At 38.9% G+C, this 21,069-nt stretch carries 14 protein-coding genes; 4 read left to right on the top strand and 10 right to left on the bottom strand.

Annotation, left to right across the window (positions count from 1 at the left end; genetic code table 11):
* Position 1 precedes the first annotated feature (1 nt).
* From CHB66_RS03670 to CHB66_RS03695, 6 genes are read right to left on the bottom strand one after another with little or no spacing between them, the layout of a single operon-like run.
* On the bottom strand, positions 2–1,324 hold the full coding sequence (locus CHB66_RS03670; RefSeq protein ID WP_089238123.1) for a glycosyltransferase: 1,323 nt from the start codon (positions 1,322–1,324) through the stop codon (positions 2–4).
* Positions 1,325–2,587 (bottom strand): hypothetical protein, encoded by a 1,263-nt coding sequence (locus CHB66_RS03675; protein ID WP_089238125.1) that lies wholly within the window; start codon positions 2,585–2,587, stop codon positions 1,325–1,327. It abuts the gene before it with no gap.
* Positions 2,584–3,810, bottom strand: a complete 1,227-nt coding sequence (locus CHB66_RS03680) for a glycosyltransferase (protein WP_089238127.1) — start codon at positions 3,808–3,810, stop codon at positions 2,584–2,586. The genes CHB66_RS03675 and CHB66_RS03680 overlap by 4 nt, the downstream gene beginning before the upstream one ends.
* A gap of 12 nt (positions 3,811–3,822) precedes the next feature.
* Complete coding sequence (locus CHB66_RS03685) at positions 3,823–5,202, bottom strand: MATE family efflux transporter (RefSeq protein ID WP_089238129.1); 1,380 nt, start codon at positions 5,200–5,202, stop codon at positions 3,823–3,825.
* A 12-nt stretch (positions 5,203–5,214) separates the two neighbouring features.
* On the bottom strand, positions 5,215–7,548 hold the full coding sequence (locus CHB66_RS03690; RefSeq protein WP_089238131.1) for a GumC family protein: 2,334 nt from the start codon (positions 7,546–7,548) through the stop codon (positions 5,215–5,217).
* A gap of 1 nt (position 7,549) precedes the next feature.
* On the bottom strand, positions 7,550–8,344 hold the full coding sequence (locus CHB66_RS03695; protein ID WP_089238133.1) for a polysaccharide biosynthesis/export family protein: 795 nt from the start codon (positions 8,342–8,344) through the stop codon (positions 7,550–7,552).
* Positions 8,345–8,778: 434 nt separating this feature from the next.
* On the opposite strand from CHB66_RS03695, the gene CHB66_RS03700 reads away from it, so the two are divergent.
* Together CHB66_RS03700 and CHB66_RS03705 are read left to right on the top strand one after the other, a co-directional pair.
* Positions 8,779–10,194, top strand: a complete 1,416-nt coding sequence (locus tag CHB66_RS03700) for an aldehyde dehydrogenase family protein (RefSeq protein WP_089238135.1) — start codon at positions 8,779–8,781, stop codon at positions 10,192–10,194.
* A gap of 28 nt (positions 10,195–10,222) precedes the next feature.
* A complete protein-coding gene (locus CHB66_RS03705; RefSeq protein WP_089238137.1) occupies positions 10,223–11,338 on the top strand; it encodes a P1 family peptidase in 1,116 nt (371 codons plus the stop codon).
* Between the two features lie 231 nt (positions 11,339–11,569).
* On the opposite strand, the gene CHB66_RS03710 is transcribed toward CHB66_RS03705, so the two are convergent.
* From CHB66_RS03710 to lysA, 4 genes are all read right to left on the bottom strand, one after another.
* Positions 11,570–13,099: a cryptochrome/photolyase family protein gene (locus CHB66_RS03710; RefSeq protein WP_089238139.1), complete on the bottom strand. Its 1,530-nt coding sequence runs from the start codon at positions 13,097–13,099 to the stop codon at positions 11,570–11,572.
* 303 nt (positions 13,100–13,402) lie between these two features.
* Positions 13,403–14,428, bottom strand: a complete 1,026-nt coding sequence (locus CHB66_RS03715) for a PorP/SprF family type IX secretion system membrane protein (protein ID WP_089238141.1) — start codon at positions 14,426–14,428, stop codon at positions 13,403–13,405.
* A gap of 4 nt (positions 14,429–14,432) precedes the next feature.
* Complete coding sequence (locus CHB66_RS03720) at positions 14,433–16,520, bottom strand: T9SS type B sorting domain-containing protein (protein ID WP_245812663.1); 2,088 nt, start codon at positions 16,518–16,520, stop codon at positions 14,433–14,435.
* Between the two features lie 673 nt (positions 16,521–17,193).
* Positions 17,194–18,426, bottom strand: a complete 1,233-nt coding sequence (gene lysA / locus CHB66_RS03725; protein ID WP_089238143.1) for a diaminopimelate decarboxylase — start codon at positions 18,424–18,426, stop codon at positions 17,194–17,196.
* 224 nt (positions 18,427–18,650) lie between these two features.
* Here lysA and CHB66_RS03730 point away from each other — a divergent pair, with 224 nt between their 5' ends.
* Positions 18,651–20,363: a sensor histidine kinase gene (locus CHB66_RS03730; RefSeq protein WP_089238145.1), complete on the top strand. Its 1,713-nt coding sequence runs from the start codon at positions 18,651–18,653 to the stop codon at positions 20,361–20,363.
* Entirely contained in the window at positions 20,360–21,052 is a 693-nt protein-coding gene (locus tag CHB66_RS03735; RefSeq protein ID WP_089238147.1) for a response regulator transcription factor, read from the top strand. Before CHB66_RS03730 ends, CHB66_RS03735 begins: the two co-directional genes overlap by 4 nt.
* The last annotated feature ends 17 nt before the right edge of the window (positions 21,053–21,069 follow it).

Genomic DNA, 21,069 nt, shown 5'->3' on the forward strand with positions numbered 1-21,069 from the left:
TTTACTGTTGTTTAGTACAACGATCCAAGGTCTTAAAGAACCTAGCTTGGACAATTGATTTGGTATGATAATTTCTCGCAACATTCCTTGCCGACTCAGATAATCTTAACCTTGCTATTGGATCAAAAAGCATTATTTTTAATGATTCCACTAGCTTTTCAACCCGATTGTCATTCAAGACATATCCCCATCCTAACTTCAATGCACTTTTCACCACAGCTGTATCCTTTGGTGCCATGATCAGGATTGGTGTGCCGCATACCATATATTCAGAAGCCTTTGTTGGCATGGAATATTTGATAAATTGCAGCGAGGCTTCCGAAAAATCATAAGGTAGAAATAACAAATCTGCATTTGCAAAAATGCGAGGCAAATCACCATAAGGTGCTTGCTCTTTATAAGTCACATGTTCAAAATCACCAATCCAATCTGGTCTATTTTGGGTTTGAACTACGAAGCTTATCTTTTGCTTCAAGCTTTCATTAAGCGTTGACACCGCTCTAGCCATCAATACCAGTGATGCGTCAATTCCAAGCCCTGTCCTGCCTGCATATAATATTGTTGGCCGAATTGCTAGCTCCAAATTAGTTTTTTGATTCATTGACCAGAATTCATCATCTACTGGATTGTGAAATACTTCCGATGCTATCCCATATCTCGATAGATATTCTTCTGACATATAATCACTCACTGTAAGCACTTGATCACAGCTTCCGAATAGTTTTCTTAACAGCCCTTCAGTTGATTTTTTCCAAATTATTTTCGATAGCACGGATTGGCCTCCTAAAGAAACCCAATCATCCATCATGTGAAAAACAAAAGGTATGTCAAGCGCCTCTAAAATTTCTTGACAAAACCTCAGCTGTTGGATATTATTTGCTTGAGCATAGACAAGGGTTGGCTCAAACCGATCTATCCAGACTAATAAACTTTCTGAAGGTTTAATGACAAAGTAAGCTTGATAAATCCCTAGGTATTTGATCATTGGAAAAACCATTTCATTGACTAATGCGCCCTTCCAAGAATCCTTCTTCAAGACAGACCCCTTACTTCCTGTTATTCCCCCATTCGCTTCCATCTCACCAGAGAAGTTTTTTGAGCTCAACTGATTAAACGGAAAAGTCCATCGTTGCTCTAGTGAACCGAGCTGATAATAGTGATGACTTTTACCAAAATCAGTATATTCATTGATGAGTTGTGCTCCACAGACTACCGCGATTTGATCTGGATCTACACCTGCAAATAAGTTGGAAAGCGTGACTCCTCCACCTGTTTGATTGTCAAACGGCTGATTCAAAACAAGTATTCTTTGGGATTTTTTCATCTATAACTTCTTTAAATATTGCATGACAGTAGCGTCATTTAGATTCCTAATTTCACTGCTGTAACAAACCGCTACTCCAATCCACATCATCAGGTAGTTCAAGGTAAAGGTGTCGACAGAAGATGGATACATATTTACAATGCCTACAAAAATCCATAAACCAAATGCCCTTGATATCAAATTCTCAGAAAAGAAAATACCCAAAAAAGCTGCTGGAATCATGATCAATAATAACAAGGCTAAACTAATCACTCCTCCTTTAAGGATGATTTGAAGGAATCCTGTCTCGATGACACTCCTATACAAAGTAGTATCATCCCAGTCTATCCCAGGGCAGAAGTATTGGCCCATCAGTCCCTTTCCAATCAGCCAATCTCTATCACTCATGTCTTCATAAAAACAGATCGCAACTGTAGATCTTGTATCTTCTAACCCGCGGTCCATTACAGTAGAAAAAAGACTTGATTTATCTAATGCCTCTGCTCCTACAAGTACCACAGAGGAGAAGAGCATCAAAAGTATTACTCCCATAAGAAGTCGGTTTTCTCCTCTACTCAAGTAAATCAATCCTGCAATCATCAAGATCAATCCCATATAGAGCATCAATCCCCTTCTCCCATGAAAGGTCGCCAACATGAATATACTGATGATTACAGTAAAAGATAATGTGTTTGTCTTCCAAGAATGATAGGGAAATGTGAACAAAACAAAGCCTGCTGCAAGCCCTAGTGATCTAGAAAATATCTCTGTCATCACGATGGCTTGGTCACTAGACTTGAGTAGTATGTAAGCCGAAAAAAGTAAGAAAATCAGTAATGAAAGTATAGCAAACAATTTTGTCGCATCAATTAATTTTTTAAAAAACCCAAGCTTCATCGGGAATAGAAAAACCAAAGGAGTTGCATAAATAAACAAGCCATACCAGGCATCAATCAAAAGATTTCGCATCAAAAAATACTCGAAAATAAAACCTCTAAAAATTATGGTGATGAGATAGCAGAGGTATAAATAAAAAAGAATCCTCAAGTACCCGTTCTCAATTCTGAAATTGATTAATGAGATGATAGCAGGAAAAAAAAGAAAAACACCCACGACTTGAATAGAACTGCACACGATATAATTAATCAGCCCCGTCGCAGCTAATGCAAAGCCTAAAGAATATAAAATAAAGCCTAAAAAAAATAAATTGATTCGTTTTGTCTCACTTAAACTGAGTTGATTCAAAAACGCTATTCGGATATGTCTAGACGTGAGCGCTTTCATAAGGCTTTGGATAAGATTTGACTGAGAAGTGACTTATGACCTTTTATTATTGTGGAAGAAGCAAACTCCGATTTTAAATATCCTCTGATCTTACTATTCAGGCAATATAAGATCCCTTCAGCCAATCCTTGAGCGTCATATTTAGGGACTAAGTACCCATTCTTTAAGTGATCAATTATCTCTGGTATCCCTCCAGTTTGAAATCCAACTACAGGAACTCCACACTTTAAGCTTTCGAGAACGGTTGTAGGTAAATTATCAGCAAGAGATGGAATTATAAAGACATCCATTGAATTGAATGCTTCATTAATATCATGCTCGGAAGTCAAAAAACCTGTAAAATTGACCTTGAAAGGAATTGCTTGAGTGACATTCATAGGCACATTCCCCCCAAAGACCAAAACTTCACAATCCTCCAACCCTTCAGTTCGATTGAGGATCTGAAGTGCTTCCAATAAAAATGTAAATCCTTTATATGGACTCATTAAGTCATTCGCCCCAAAACCGATTATCCTTTTTGAATAGCCTATAGGAATAAATTTCCCTGACCTTCCCTTTTTTTCCTTTATATGCTCGGAAACAGAGTTGAAAATATTTCTGATATCTTTTCCTTTCAGTAGGTTAGAAGCCTTCGCTCTATCCAACATCCATTCACTCGGGGCTACAAAATACAAATGAGGCTTATTAAGGAAGAATTTCTCCTTCCTCTTGAATAGTTTATAAGATCTATCTTTCTCTTTCTGACCATCCAATACCGGGCAATTGCCACAAGATGCAGTAAACTTCTCACAAGAAAAGCTATGATGACAACCTCCTGTAAAAGTCCACATATCATGCAATACGAATACCATAGGTTTGCCTAGTTCTGCTAATCTTGATAAACTTTTGAGATTCAAAAAGCCATTTAAAATCCAGTGCACATAGATTACATCAGCACTGGATACAGATACATGGTTGGAAATGTCCGAGCCAAAAATTGGATAGCTAAAATCCCCATATTCTACATGGTTTTTTCTATTGAGGTATTTTTGAATTTTGAAATCTATTCCAGCTTTAAAATTGGGTATTTTCCCAAGCCATTTGATGCTTGGATCTTTGGGGATAAAATTACTGAACAAGGAAAGTACAGAAGAATTAATCCCATTTGCGAGCATAAGTTCATGAAGAGTAATGGTGTAGTTACCAGAGGAAGATGATCCGTATTGAAGATGTAGTACATTCATAATGCTTTAAATTTATTTTAACCAAACCCCCTGTTTTTTTCTGTCCACGACCATATAATACTGAAGAGGTGCAAGCACTACCCCGTTTACATTCGCAAAAATCGCTGCTATAAATAAGGCACTAACTCCCATCTGAAATGGCCCAATCAATGTGATTGCTATTAAAATGTAGAGTATTGGACTAAACATGCTAGACCAAAATTGAATCCTCAAAGCACTGATTCCATTGAGAAATGACACATACTTACTCCCAAAAACGAAAAGGATAAAAAATATAAATCCCCACATCGAAAGCTGAAAATCAATCTGTATGGTGCCTTGACCAAGCCATAAGTCATAGATATCCTGAGCAAAATACAACATCACCAATCCGACAAAAAATAACAACAAATTCAGTTTATTGTATTTTTTGATACTGCTTTTGATCCATTGAAAATCTTTCCTTAAGAAAGCCTCCGTCGATGCCGACCAAAAGGGTGTCAAGAATATAGCAAAGGCCATGTTGAGCACTCCAAAATAGCGATGAACTACATTAAAAGCTGTCACATCGGTGGTAGAAAAATTCCTGGCTATGATGATATTTGCAGATTCATATTGGACAATTGAAGCAATTTGAATTACAAAAAACTTACCTCCTAGTTGAAATAAAGATTTGGCATGCTTGAAATCCACTTTGGCCATACTCGGACGGAAATCACGATACTTCCCTTTAAACAAAATAAGGTTGGCAAATAACAATACTACTATTGGGCTAATGCAAAGTGCCAAACCTAAATTGATCAGCGAACCTTCAGTGAAGACAACCAAAAAAATGATGGAAAGTAAAGAAATAAATTGACCGATAAGTTCAATTAGACTTGCTTGTGCAGGCTGTTGATCTGCTGTCAATATTGACGTGACGGTCTTGAGTATAAATTGTAGGCAGAAATAAGTAAATACGATAACAACCAAAATTGAAAGCTCAGAAACCATGGCTGAATCCACTTTCAATATGGCCGTCCAGTCCAAAAAGCTGTTGGTCACCAAAAACACAATCCAAACCAAGAAAAAGATCAGAGTCAGCGTGGCATAAGTAGTAGAGACATATATTCTTGCTTGCTCCTTGTTTCCATCAGTCAGAGCTTCTGCAAATTTATTCCTGAGTCCCTGTGTCAACCCTATATCAAAAAATGCAAACCAGCCCACAATGGAGCTAAGGGTAAGCCAAATCCCATATCTGGAAGGATTGACATAATCAATAGTCAAAGGGACCATAGCTAAACTGATCATGATGCTTGTCCCTTTGATCAAAAGAGCCCCTAGAATATTCTTTTTGGCTTTGACACTCCTTTCTTGTCCATCGTTTAGATAGGTTGATATTTTTTGGTAACCTGATCTAAACTTCTCTATCATCTCAAATTAATTTTAAGTTAGCACTGGAGCATAGTCATAGCCGTAGCCATATCCATTGACTACATTCACTCCATTGAGAATCAGCATGGGATGGTTCATTCTTTCCAGTACTCCATAATTGGAAAGAAAACTCAAATGATCCGTCGTAGTGTAGTTTGATTTCAGAATGTACAAGGTTATATCAGCATACTTGCACAATGACAAAGCATCTGGCACCATCCCAATAGGGGAAGTATCTATGATTACATAATCAAACATTGACTTGAGCTCTTTCATCAAATTCCCCATTCGGGGTAAGCTCATGATCTCTGCAGGATTAGATACTATATGACCAGAACCTATGTAATAAAAATTCTCTTGATTGGGATGTTTTTTGATTAAACCATGAAGGTCATCATTTTCACCGCTGAGATATTCAATGATCCCCTCTGCTTCCTTAGGCATTTTCAGGCTTTTGAGTAAGGTGGGTTTTCTTAAATCAAACTCTAAAACCACTACTTTTTTGCCTATCAAATTCAAACTAGCGCCTATGTTGATACTGCAAAAAGTCTTACCCTCTCCGGAAACACTAGATGTTACCAAAATCACCGCTTTCTTTTTAGCTTGATTGAAAGCAAAGATATTAGCTCTCAATAAACGAAACTGTTCAGCTACTGGTGACTTGAACCTGTTTGAAAAAACGAGGTTTTCGCCATATTCATCTACAGAAATCTCAGCCACCACAGGTAGGTTGGTCAATTGCTCAGCCTCCGCCTTGGTTTCTATTTTATTGTTGAAAAAATTTCTTGCAAAAACAATTAAAAATGGAATACCAAAGCCCATAATAATAGCAAAAGCCATGATAATTACTACATTGGGCTTCACTGGGTTGTATGAAGCTTTAGCAGTATCAACAATCCTCAAAAAAGAATTTGTGGTAGCAGCCAAAGACATTTGAGCTTCTTCATTCTTTCTATTCAAATCTTGAAACTGCTCTAATTTGGTCAGTCGGAGTCTCGTAATCTCCTGAAGCTCCCTCTCTATCTGAGGAATTCTTGAAGATCTACCTTCATACCTAGATGAATTGACTTCCAAGTTCCTTATCGCTATTTGAAGACTTGACTTTAGATTATTCAAATTCTCATTTATCGAGGTTTTTTGGCTTGATATCCTATCATTGATTGCTACTACTAAGGGACTTGACACTTGGACATCTCTCAATAGCCTTTCCTTATCCCTTTGCAATGAGTTATAACTTTCTACGGCGTTTACAAGTGCTGCGTCATTCAATGTCAATGCCGATGGAATAGTACTCGTATTGTCTTCCTTGCTATTGCGGAGTAAATTGAGAATGGACTCTATAACTTGAATTTGAGTTCTATATTCCGAAATTTGATTCCGGTTTTGATTTGATCCTTCTAGATATAGTCTTGCTTCAGTTTCGATATCACTTATTTGATTCTGATTTTTCAATCGCTCTATGTCACCCTCTATAGCATCAATTTCATTGGCTAGTGTATTCAACTGCAAAGACAAAAAAGAAACAACTGTAGATGCAGATTGATTTTTCTCATCTTCGGTCTGTGAATTATATTTTAGAATGAGATTATCAATTATGGCTATGCCACGCTTGGGAAGATTATCCAAACTGGATATTTCAAGTACACTGGATTGCTTATTAGTTGGCTCCACTTTGAGAGCAGCGCTATAATTTCTTGCCAATGCTTCCGCACTATTGAAAAAGACACTATACACTTTGCTCTCAAGAGAATCAATCAACACTCCCTCTCTCAGAGTAATGGTAAACTGCCCATAGTGTCCAGATACAAGACTACCGAAACGGTGCATTCGGACGTCTTTATCTACCGTTAGCTTGAACCTATTTTGATCAAGAATTTCTATTTTATATTCATCATCCTTTAGTTCATACTGCCACTCTCTGTCAGGCCAGTCTATCAATAAGGGGCTATCAGATTTATAAAACTCCTTTTGTCTCCCAAGTTTATCTATTGCAAAGACAGAGGTCAAAATATCTAAGTCTTCCAATACACTTTCCATCAACTGAACTGATTTAAACACCTCTATTTCATTGTCAATGATTTTTGAAGACCTATAACTATCCAATTCTTTCATCAAGGGGTTGTCAGAAAAATCTACACCTTTCTCCCTATCCTTTATCACTATTTTGCTTGATATCAAGTATTGAGGTACAGTATAGAACATGTAAATTCCAGCTAACAAAATGGCGAGCAATATGCCAGAAATAAAAATCCATTTATACTTCAAGTAACTCCTGATCGTTCTTCTATTATTCAGGCCTTTTCCTTCTAGTCCAAATCCATCGAGCAATACATCCGAATTTTTCATGTTAGTTGAATAAATTTTGATAATTGAAGATTATTGCAACCAAGACAGATGAAGCGACCGAAAGCACAGTAATCAAAGTGGAGTTGTTTTTAGCATCTTTTTCTTTTTGCCCGTGAGGCTCTACATAGATGATATCATTTTGCTGTAAATAATAGTAGGGGGAATTTAAGATATCCTTATTATTCAAATTGACTCTGTACACGTTTCTTACACCTTCAATATCCCGCATGATGAGCACATTTTCTCTTTTGCCATAGAGCGTAAGGTCTCCAGCCAATCCTATAGCTTCGAAAATATTTATCCTTTCAGATCCGACCAGAAAATTTGAGGGCCTATTGACTTCTCCTATGACTGTTACTTTAAAATTTGTAATGATGAGGTTCACGCTAGGTTCTTTCACTTGAGATTTGAGTAAAAATTTCAACTCTTCCCGAGCCTCATGTAAAGTCAGACCTTGAAGCTTTATTTGTCCTAAAATTGGAAATTCAATGAACCCTTCTTTGCCTACTAAATAGATATTCTGATCAGTACTTTCTTGCCTTATTTCAAGGCCATTGATGGTCTCAATATTTTCTGCAACTTTCCCCCTATTAAAAAGTAAATTTGCCTCCGTACTGGGACTATTGACTGTAATTCTTACTCTATCAAAAGGTTTAATTCTGATTTCAGACACCTCCCTTACTGCAATCGAATAATTAGAATTTGGTTCTATATCACTAAAATAGGTAAGGTTTCTCTTGGCGCAGCCGCTTATAAGTAGTGCCACAAGTAAAAATGGTAAGGTTAAAGTTTTCATGGCAGCTTGGGATGTTGACTTTTTGTGAAATTATAAGTCACGGCGAACTGTAAACGTGATACATTTTTTTGTATATAAAAAGCATTTTGCTATATTTATTTTGAAATTATCTAAATAAAGGGATGAAAAATGGAAGAAAAACTGTATCTAAAAAATGATTTAAAATGAAGCATTTGGGCACAAAAAAAAAGAGACCTTTCAGCCTCTTTGTGTTTGATTTTGTTTTTCTGATTTCAACCTTTTCAGGTACTCCTTAATCAATCTCATTCTTTGATTATCTCCCAAAAACTTCTGGGGAATAATCCTTTCCAAACTCCACTGCATAATATTTAATTGTAGGTGATAGTTATAAAACGGAAGTCTTTTCCATTTTGTTCTAAATTTAGATATCGCTGATAATTTTCCTATATTTTGAAAAAGATCCCAAGGAGATGATGAATAAGGAAAGCAATATAGATCAAGTCTTCAACTTACAAAAAGAGGAGGCTTTGAAACTGAGGCGCAGTAGTAAAGTTCAAAGAATCAAGAAACTAGAAGACCTGCTAAGATGGATCAACAAGCATCAAGAGGATATCCGCAAAGCCATTCACGCTGATTTTAAGAAGCCATATCCTGAAATTGATGTTTCCGAGATCTTCGTGGTGACTTCAGAAATCAAGCATGCCATGAAGCATTTGGGTGATTGGATGACACCCAAAAAAGTGTCTACTCCACTTACCATGCTTGGCAGCAGTTCTTTTATCCATTATGAACCAAAAGGCGTTACGCTGATCATTGCACCTTGGAATTATCCCTTCAATTTGGCTTTAGGGCCATTGGTTTCTGCAATTGCCGCCGGCTGCACGGCGATCATCAAACCCTCAGAAATGACGCCACATACTTCTGCATTGATTCGGCGATTAGTCGAAGAAACCTTTGAACCACAGCATGTAGCCGTATTCGAGGGAGAAATAGACACCGCACAATACTTGCTCAGTAAGCCTTTTGACCACATCTTTTTTACAGGAAGTCCGGCAGTGGGAAAGATCATCATGAAAGCTGCTGCTGAGCATTTGAGCTCTATCACCTTGGAATTGGGAGGTAAATCCCCCGCTATCATTGACAGCCGAGCTAACCTCAAAGACGCTGCTGAAAAGATCGTATGGGGCAAATTTGTCAACTGTGGACAAACCTGCATAGCCCCTGATTACATACTGGTACAAAGTGATGTCAAATCAGCCTTCTTAGAAACATTGGTTCAAGCTTTGAAAAACATGTATGACGCTAAAGGAAAAGGAATCGAAGCATCTAAAGACTATGCCCGCTTAGTAAATGAAAAACACTTAAAACGCCTTCAGCATCTACTTTCGGATGCCAGTATTAAAGGAGCATACACGTATTTTGGAGGTCAAATTCATGCAGCAGAAAAATATTTTGAGCCGACTATCTTAACCGATTTGACAGCAGATATGGAGATCATGCAAGAGGAAATATTCGGGCCAATACTTCCAGTGATGGAATATCAAACTTTGAACGAAGCCATTGCCTACATCAACCAAAACCCTAAACCACTTGCACTATATGTGTTTTCTAAGTCATCAGATGTCATCGACCAAGTCAATACATCCACATCATCTGGAGCGACGGTTGCCAATGACTGTGTACTCCATTTTCTACAAAATGAACTTCCCTTTGGAGGAGTGAACAACTCTGGCATGGGCAAAGCTCATGGACATTTTGGATTCCTTGCATTCAGCAATGAAAAAGCTGTACTCAAACAAAGAATTGGGTTGACTGCCACCAAACCCCTTTATCCGCCATATGGTATCACAGGTAAAAAAATCACACAACTATTATTGAAATGGTTTTAACTTAATTTTCCAAAATCAATCCCAATAGATGAAAAAAAGCTGTTTATCACTAATTGCTCTCCTACTTTTCTTATCAAATGCCCATGGTCAATCTCGTGCTAGAGATCTAGGAATCACTATAGGAGTCATGTCAACTGGAGCTACTAATTCCATCACGGATGTAGCTGGAGTTAGTGTAGGACACCTAACAAAAATAGAAGAAAGTGATATCCGAACTGGAGTAACTGCCATCATACCACATCAAGGAAACTTATTCCAAAAGAAAGTTCCAGCAGCAGTTTTTGTAGGAAATGGTTTTGGAAAACTGGCTGGAACCACGCAAATCGAAGAGTTAGGGAATATAGAATCTCCCATTATTCTGACCAACACCCTTAGTGTGGCTGCTGGGATTGAAGGAGTAATCAAATACACGCTAGCACAGCCTGGCAATGAAAACGTCCAATCTGTCAATGCAATCGTGGGAGAAACCAACGATGGACTACTGAATGACATCAGGGGCATGCACATCAGTGCTGAGGATGTAGTAGCGGCCATAGAAAATGCTTCTTTTGGCCAGGTCAAAGAAGGCAATGTCGGTGCTGGTACCGGTACAGTATGTTTTGGATTCAAAGGTGGAATTGGAACAGCATCCCGTAAACTCCCCGAATCACTAGGAGGCTTCACTGTAGGCGTTTTGGTTCAAACCAACTTTGGAGGTGTCTTGCAAATCAATGGTGCTCAAGTGGGAAAAGAACTTGAGCAATATACTTTCAAAAATCAACTGGAATCAGCAGATGGCTCTTGCATGATTGTGGTGGCTACGGATGCACCGGTAGGCGAAAGAAACTTAAAAAGAATTGCCCAGAGAGCAATGATGGGCCTAGCCAAAACAGGCGGCATTGCCTCCAATGGTTCAGGTGATTATGTCATTGCTTTTGCAAATAATCAAAATAATTTAATCCCACATCAACAAAAGGCCCTTAGTCTTTCAGAAAAAGTAGAGCTAAGAAATGACGACATGACAGCACTTTTTCTCGCAACCATCGAAGCCACAGAGGAGGCTATCATCAATGCTCTATTCGCCGCCGAAGAAATGACTGGAAAAGGAGGCAGAACAGTCAAAGCTTTACCTAAAGAAAAAGTACTAGAAATCTTAAAACACTAAAAAACCATGACCAAAAAAAGCTTTCACCTTTGCATCAGGATACAAATCAACCAATAATATTTTAACTAAACACTCCTCCCAATAGCTCAAAAACAACTTTTAACCATTCTCGACTTCCCGACCCTGTAATTTCCTAGTTTTTCAAACAGCCATGTCAGACTAGTGCTTCTAATCCATATTTTTTCTCTATTTCAACCCTATTTCCACCTCCCTATTTTCCAAATCTACCCATCATAAATCATCTAAATGATCAAGATAATAATCAGCCTGCTTGAGGATAGCTTCCTTATCTTTCATCTTGGCAAGTGTGCGATAGGCCATGCCTATTCGTGGATTTTTAGCTAATTGAGCTTCGTTCCTGGCGTAAAAATGCCAATATAGACTATTGAATGGGCAAGCCTTTTCACCTACTTTCAAGTTCTTTTTATAAAAGCAACCCTCACAATAATTGCTCATCTTATCAATGTAATTCGCAGAGGAAACATAAGGCTTTGTCCCTACAATCCCTCCATCAGCAAACTGGCTCATTCCTCTAGTATTGGTGATCTCAACCCACTCTATCGCATCAATATAAATTCCCAAATACCATGTATCTACCTCATCAGGATGGATCCCAGCTAAGAGTGCAAAATTTCCAGTCACCATCAGACGCTGAATATGATGCGCGTAGGAATGGTCTAAAGATTGACCTATGGCATGCTTGAGGCAATTCATCTTGGTCTTCCCTGTCCAATAATAGTTCGGCAACTTTCGCTGATGATCAAAAAAATTCAAGCTCGCATAATCAGGCATCTTAGCCCAGTATACACCTCGCATATACTCACGCCAACCAATGATTTGCCTGATAAATCCCTCCACTTGCGCTATAGAAACTTCCTCTTGATGACTATACCAATATTGCTCTACCTGCTCTACCACCTCGAGCGGACTGAGCATTTTTGTATTCATTGCAAAACTGAGTCGACTATGAAATAAGAAAGCATCTCCTGTATACATGGCATCCTGATAAACTCCAAAATAGGGAAGCAACTTCTCACAGAAATAAGTAATCAAGCCAAGGGATTCAGCTCTCGTCACTGGCCATGAGAATTGCTTCTCATCTATCTTCCCAATGGTCTCAACCTCCATATCTTGAAGCAAGGCTACGATTTCACTTACATCCTTATAATTGACTTTTGGCGGAACCAGAAGTAAAGGGTCTTTGAATTTATTTCTATTTTCATGATCATAATTCCACTTTCCCGTCAAGGGCTCATCCCCATCCATCAAGATATTGTACTGCTTGCGCATGGCACGATAAAAAGTCTCCATCAAGTACGTCTTTTTCCCTTTAAAAAAATCCTTCAAATATCCCCTCTCAGTAAGGAAATGCTCCGCATCAAAGGCCTTTACATCCACTTCAAGCTCCTTACTCAAATCACGTAATTGCTGATCTAACCTATATTCATCAGGCAACTGATACTCAAATCTCTCAAATCTATGTTCAGCAATGAGCCATTTGATGTTCTCCGAGAGTGATTGCTTATTCTCTTGATCATCTAAGCGATAATACACCACCTGATGCCCGTTCTCTCCTAACCAATCAGAAAAGTGTCGCATGGCAAGAAAAAATCCAACCACCTTTTGGATATGATGCCTGACATATCCTGTCTCCTGCTTCAATTCCATCAGCAGGTAAGTCACATCCGAATCTAACCTATCAAACCAACTGTGCTTTTGATTCAACTGATCTCCCAAAATCAAACGTAAAGTCTTCGCCATCTCCTTTAATCTTATAATTTAAAAAGTGCGTTTTGGGCCATATTGTTTTAGAGAAAATATATTATGTATATCCCCTTAATTGCACGTAGCCGAACAATCAATAGTTGAATCTACGATTTCAAGTTCGGTTGACTATGGGCTACGCCACAGCGCACGAGTTGTCGTCCGTCGACGTGTATCCTCAAAACTGTAATGCCCTTTGTTAATCCACGTGCAATTCTACGGCTAAACATAAAAAAAATGCCTCCACTGAATGAACAGCAGAGGCAACCATCTGAGTTTAAAAAGATCCCTAACCAAATATTAATACTTAAAGCATGGCATCATGCTAACTTTTCTGCCCTTCTGATTGGAGTCTCCAGCCAGGAAGGAAAATCTGATGGAGATTTCATGTGCTCCTCCTGAATTGGCCTGACCCAACTGAGAAAGTGTGTAATCATAGCTATAGCCTATATCCATTCCATTGCCAAGTGAAATCCCTACCAATCCGATCAAAGATTCATTATTAGGCAGTGCTTCGCTGAAAGTCGGTAGACCTCTATACCACAAGCCGAATACGATAGGCTGAAGATTGATTTGAGCACCTAAATCAAGTTGATTGAATGGATCCTGATGCTTGTAGTTGAATGCCAAAACCAACTCTCTAGCTCCCATGGTGTTGTTATAAAAGTTCTGCACCATGCCACTCGAAAGGTCAAATTTCACCCCACCATGTGCCGACAATCTCATCGGAAGCTTAGCAATGCCATCTTCCACAAAGGAAATATTCGGCTGTGTGATGTGATGAGCTGACAAGCCTAACCACACATGCTCATTATTGTAGAGCACACCGAAATTGTAATCCATAAACCTATATCTGGCATCTGCCCCAAGGTTTTCTCCACTGAAATCTCCGATATTACCATTGACATCAATCTGACTTCCGAAGACCATATTGCTAAAATTGGCATCTCTAGAAACAAAACTTGCCTGCCCACCAAACCTCAAAAAACTTCTGAAGCCCAATTGTAATCTGTAAGAATACACAGCACCTACTTCCATGGTGCTCAAGTTTGCCATTGACTCCTGGGTGCCATTTACGATCAAGCCTACACCACTATTCAAATTGAAAAGATAATGATCGATATAAGCAGAATAAGAATTCAATGTCTGACCTAGACCAGGCCATTGATTTCTGTAATTCACACCGATTCTGGTCATTTCAGATGCTCCAGCAAAAGCTGGATTTAAGTATAGGGGTGCAGCATAGAATTGAGAATACTGCATATCCTGACCTTTCAGGGAAAAGGTGATAAGGAGAAGGGCGATAATTGTCCATAATTTCTTCATGACATTATCTGATTAGGGTTACGCCTCCGGTCTTGTTGAACTCTTGACCTTCGGAGGTCTTATAGGTTATTTTGTAGACATAGTTACCTGGAGGCAAAAGTCTACCTTTGAATGTTCCATCCCAGCCATTCACTTCTAGGCCATTTTCGGAATAGAGATGCTCTCCCCAATGGTTGAAAATATCCATCTGGAATGCAGAAATGCCTTTGGTTACAGGCTTTAAAGTATCATTGAGCCCATCTCCATTTGGAGAAAAAGCATTGGGCATGACTACTATTTCGCCATTGGCCAATACCTGCACGTGATTGATTTCCACGGCAGAGCAGCCATAGATATCATAAGCCGTCAACTTCACTTCATATTCTCCAGCTTTTTTGTAGGTATGTACAGGGTCCTTGTCTTGGCATACACTACCATCTCCAAAGTCCCACTCCCATGTGATGTACTCTGGAGCGATGTAACTTTCAAATTGTAATGGATCATTAATAAATACCTCTGGCTCTGAGGTGATTTCCAGCTTTCTGTATTCAAAGTGTAATCTGGCATTGCCTGTCACCTCAGGGAAACTGACACGCATTTTGTCAGATGTAGTGCAGCCATTAGCATCACTGATTTCTATACTGATTTCAGTACTACTATTGAAATTGATCTCTCTTGTATTTTCTGCACCTGAATTCCATTTGATCGTATAAGGTGCTTGTCCTCCAGTAATATTGACCCAAGCCACTCCGATCACCTCACCTGTAGCACAATTCACATCCAAAGTATTGTCTAACCTTGCATTCAAAGCTTGTGGTGCAGTGATATTGACAACTTGCTCAGTATTACATCCACCAGCATCACTTACTCGCACTGTGTAAGCACCTGCTTTAAGGCCTGTCCTTTTCAAGCTGTCTTTGACACCATCAGACCATAGCACAGAGAATGGAGCTACACCACCCACAATTTCCACTTCAATAGCTCCATCCTCGCTGCCATGACAAGTAATCTGCTCTACACCAACCAACTTCAATCCTACAGCCTCTTCCCCTGCTTTCACTTCAAAAACTCCATTGACTGAACAACCTACGGCATCATTAACTTTAACTGAATAGCTACCCGCTTTTAGGTTAGTAATCTTTGCTGTCTTTGCACCATTGCTCCACTCGTAAGTGAATGGGGCTTGACCTCCAGTGATGCCTAGCTCTATTGTGCCATTATCATCTCCTGCGCAAGTAATGTCTGTGATTTTCACTGCTTCTAATTCCATGGCAGTTGCTGCCTTGATTTCAAAAGATTTGCTCAAAGAACATCCCGCAGCATCTTCAATCAATACTTGATAGTTTCCAGCGCTCAGACCAGAAATATCCTTGGTAGTTTTACCATTAGACCACTTATAAGTAAAAGGAGCTTGACCACCTGAAACTTGCAAGCTAATCGCTCCATTCTGATCATCAGCACAGGATACACCTTGTACATTTTCAGCTACAGTGATTGCCGGGCCATTGGACCCTATAGAAAATGCTATGGTTGTGCTACAATTAAAAATATCATATACTGTTGCTGTGTAATCTCCAGCCGGAAGATTGGTAGCCTCCATCTTATCTTTCAATCCATGACTCCATTCCACACGATAAGGCTCACCTCTACCAACTCTTACATTGATTTTTGCAGATCCATTAGGGCTGCTACCACAAGAGGCATTCTTGGTTTCTACCAAATCTACTATGAGTGGAAAAGGAGGCTGAACCACGATTTGCTCTGAGTGCTGCAAGCCTTTGGCATCAGTGATAAATACAGTATAAGTACCAGCAAATAAATTGTATCGATTTTGCTCTGTGGCATTATTGTTCCATCTAAAAGTGTAAGGGGCTGTGCCACCGAAAACATCTAAAATGATATGTCCCTTCTCTGCGTGAGAACAAAGTGCCAACTTCCCAGATACATTTACCTCTATTTTACCCATCATCTGATTGCCAGTGGTCGCAGCCACTTTAGCATTTTGAAGTGAGTTTTCCTTGGTCTGAGCATTGGACACGGCAAGAAGGCTTCCCACTCCAAGAAGGAGAAGGAAAAAGAAAAATTTGCCATATTTTATTCCGAAAGCTTTCACCGTGGTAGGGATCTAGGTTTTAAACTTTGCTTTGAATTTCACCCTGATATTTTGCTCTTTAAATGCATAATTTTGATTTTCACTATTTGAAACATTATTTTATGCTTTTCACAAATACCAAAATGAAATTCTTTTATTTCACTCGTTTTGATTAATTAATAGAATATTTTATAGATTTCCAAAATCAGATACGAGATATTTTTGTGATATAGATCACTTAAAAAAATGCTATTTTTCACCCTATAATACCATGTTCAAATAACTAGGGAGGAGTTGCTTTTTTCCTGTTTCTAAAAGCAAAATCGAGAGATAAGCACCAGAAAAAATATTTTAAAAAATTTTTGATTTTTTTTAAAAAAGTTAATAATCTACCTGTTCATCAACATAATTTTCAGAAAATACGAGTAAAATCATTCCTGAAAGATTCATTTTTCAGAAATGTAGGCTTTTTGAATTGAGGCTTAAATCAGTAGAAAGTTCTGTTTTATTTTCTTAAATGATCAAAAAGCAAAAAAACCCGGTAATGGAGACCGGGTCTTTATTAAAATAATTACTACTACTAGGGAATATCTATCTAGGATTTTTGCCCTTATCAAATATACAACTAAATAAAATCTGTTCAAAAACTAACGACAAATTAAACGATTAATAATCTGATGCTAAATAGCTTAGGTCAAATCCCAATATCAACCTGATGCTTCAGTATATCTTCAAAAGTCTCCCTTGCACGAATTAGGTAATCTTTACCATCTAAGATCAACACCTCTGCAGGTCTTAGTCTGGAATTATAATTTGATGCCATACTGTAACCATAAGCCCCTGCATTTTTGATGGCCAGAATATCCCCTTCCGATACTGTATGCAGCTTTCTGTCTGCAGCAATGGTGTCTGTTTCGCAGATATAGCCCACTACCGTATAAATATGTTCCTCGCCAGAAGTATTGGATACATTGACTACGCCATGGTATGCATCATACATCATCGGTCTAATGAGGTGATTCAAACCCGAATCAACACCTACAAATGTACTCACAGGTGTGGATTTGATCACATTGGATCTGACAAGCAGGTATCCAGCCTCACTTACTATGAATTTGCCCGGCTCAAACCAAATTTCCAATTTCCTTCCATACTCTTGGCAAAAATTCTGGAATGCAGCAGAAACCTTTTCTCCCACCTGCATGATATCCGTAGTGATATCTCCTTCTTTGTAGCCCACCTTGAATCCTCCACCGAAATCCAAAAACTTCAAATCAGGAAACTGCCTTGCCGCATCAAAAAGAATCTCTGCACCTTTCAAGAACACCTCTGCTTCCAAAATATCGGAACCAGTATGTACATGCAAACCAGTAACTTCCAATTGGTACTCCTCCACTACTTTCAGTATATTTTTCAATTGTAGAATAGAGATACCAAACTTACTGTCAATATGGCCAACTGAGATTTTGGCATTTCCTCCTGCCATGATATGTGGATTCAGACGAATACATACAGGAACAGTATTTCCATAATGCTTCCCGAAATGCTCCAACATAGGTACATTGTCTATATTGATCATCACACCCAAGTCGACCGCTTCTTGGATCTCGGAAAAAGCAACACAATTAGGCGTGTACATGATATCCTGAGCCTCGAAACCTGCATGCATTCCTAACATGACCTCTTCAATGGACACCGCATCGATACCAGTACCAGATGCCTTGAGTAGTTTCAAAATATTGATATTGGAAAGTGCCTTGGTGGCATATTTGATTTTGAGATCTACACTAGCAAAAGCATTTTGAAGTAACTTAACTTGAGATTTGATTTTGGCGCCATCATACACATAAACTGGTGTGCCATATTTTGATGCTATCTCGGTTAGGGCTAGGCCTTGTATCCGATAGGTTTGATTGATTAACTCCATGATTTTGAATTGAGTCGCAAAGATAAGGATTGATGCACAATAAAAAAGGAAGACCTAGGCCTTCCTTTTCGGTATTATACTAGCTATTCGCTATTTTAAGAAACAATTAAACAACGGTCAAAAGTACGAAAGGTTTGATAATTTAAAAGTCAAACATGCTTCCTTTTGCTGTTAAATAATGTTAAGCAGCTCTCTTGGTTCATATTAACCTATAAATTTGTAGCATGTCCAAATCCAGAATGAAGTTGATGATTGTATTGATGTCCCTAGCAAGCTTTGGCTTACTAGGGTTCCAGTTCTATTGGATCAGCAATGCTTTACGGATCAACGAAGAGCGATTTGAGCAGAACGTCTACCAATCTCTCACCGCTACAGTAGCCCATATAGAAAAAGGAGAGACCAGTGACATTTTTTTAAATTACCTCGCCAAAGACACTACCTTACAACAATCACTTTTTGAACCCATTGAACCCATTGAGATTCAAGTCAGACAAAGACCTGTGAATAGAAGAAGACCATCCGTGACTGATTCCGTGATGCAATTCCCCATTCCACAATTCAGCCAACGATTCCAAAGAATCATAGAAGCCTCTGGTTTTGACATCAATGTTCTTGCAGATTTAGACAATTTCCTCAACAAGCTAACTGCAGAAATGGCATCGACCATTTTCACACCTGATGAATTACAAGTACTACTTCAGGAAAGGGAAAGACAATATGCATATCTCGATCAAATAGAACTATCATACAGAGGTAGATTCAATGCCCGAAGAGATGTAGAAGTAGAGAGGGAATACAATATTCCCCCAGAAGACTTGGAAAAAATCAGAAGAGCCAACGAGAAAATCGAATTGATGAATAGGGCTTGGGAAGAACTTCTCGAAGGTCAAAAAGACATCTTGAGCCGAATGGACACCAGTTTTGTAAGGCAATTTTTGGCCAATGTCCTCAGCGAAAGAGGTATCAATCAGAAATTTGATCTTGCAGTCATCAATGACAAAGGCAGTCTGATTCCAATCACTCCTGTATCTGATGCATTGAAACTAATCCGTGATGGACAACAAGCCCGACTTTTCCCTAGTGATATCGTAGGCAAAGAAAATTACCTCTCCATCTATTTTCCCAGTAAAAAACTCTTTGTTATTCAACAAGTATGGCTTCCTGTCTTGAGCTCCATGATATTCATAGCAATCATCATCATCTGCTTCATCTACGCCATCAAGGTCATCATCAGACAAAAAAATCTGTCCGAAATCAAAAATGATTTCATCAATAACATGACGCATGAGTTCAAAACACCCATCGCTACTGTCAGTCTAGCTGTAGAGGCACTCCAAGATCAAGAACTCGCCAATCAAGATGCTTTCAGAAATCGTTACCTCAGCATCATCAAAGACGAGAACAAAAGACTTGGATCTCAGGTGGAAAAAGTACTGCAATCCGCAGCATTAGATAAGAAGGATTTCAAACTCAAACTAGAACCAGTCGACTTTAAAGAATTAATCTCAACTGCCAAGAAGCAAGTCGAATTGCAGGTGGAAAATAAAGGAGGTACTATCAGTTTAAATCCCAAACTAAAAGACTCAATGATCACTGCTGATAGGTTCCACCTTTCTCACATGGTCAACAACCTCCTTGACAATGCCATCAAATACTCACAAGCCAAGCCTATCATCAAGATACAGGCTTGGGATGATCAAGACCATGTCTACATATCCATTGAAGACAATGGAATAGGCATGTCTAAAGAGGCTGTGAAGAAAATTTTCGATAAATTCTACCGTGTACCTACGGGAAACCTACACGATGTCAAAGGTTTTGGACTTGGACTTTCCTATGTCAAAACCATGCTGGAAGCGCATCGTGGCGAAATTCAAGTAAGCAGCGAACCAGGAAAAGGAAGTATATTTACTCTCAAACTACCCAAAAAACAATGAGCAAGCCAAGACTTTTGATCGTAGAAGATGATCCTAACTTAGGGGATATCCTCAATGAATACCTTACTATGAAAGGTTACGAGACCACACTGTGCCGAGATGGAGATGAAGGTTGGTCTAAGTTCAAAAAGGATAAATTCAACCTTTGCATCCTTGATATCATGATGCCAAAAAAAGATGGCTTTACACTGGGCAAAGAGATCAAAAAGGTACAGGAAGACCTACCCATCATCTACCTTTCAGCCAAAAACCTGAAGGAAGATGTCATCGAAGGGTTGAAAATCGGTGCGGATGATTACATCACCAAACCTTTTAGCATGGAAGAACTGCTACTCCGAATTGCCGCAATTCTCAAAAGAACACAAAAGAGCGAAATGCACGAAGGACTAAAAATACTCAAGTTTGGAGACTTTACACTGCACTATGACGAGCAACAGCTCGAAAGCCCTAGTGGCAAACATAAGCTGACCTCCAAAGAAAATGAATTACTCCGACTGCTTGCTTCAGAAGTCAATAAACTGGTCAACCGAAGCCATGCACTCAAGCAAATCTGGGGAGATGACAGCTACTTCAATGCTAGAAGTATGGATGTTTATCTAAGCAAAATCCGAAAACTCCTCAAAGAAGATCCCAAAGTACAAATCATCACCATCCATGGCGAAGGTTTCAAAATGGTCGTCAGTGAATAAGATTTTACAGAGATAGA

The organism is Belliella buryatensis (genome assembly GCF_900188245.1).
In the GTDB taxonomy this organism is placed as follows: Bacteria; Bacteroidota; Bacteroidia; order Cytophagales; family Cyclobacteriaceae; genus Belliella; species Belliella buryatensis.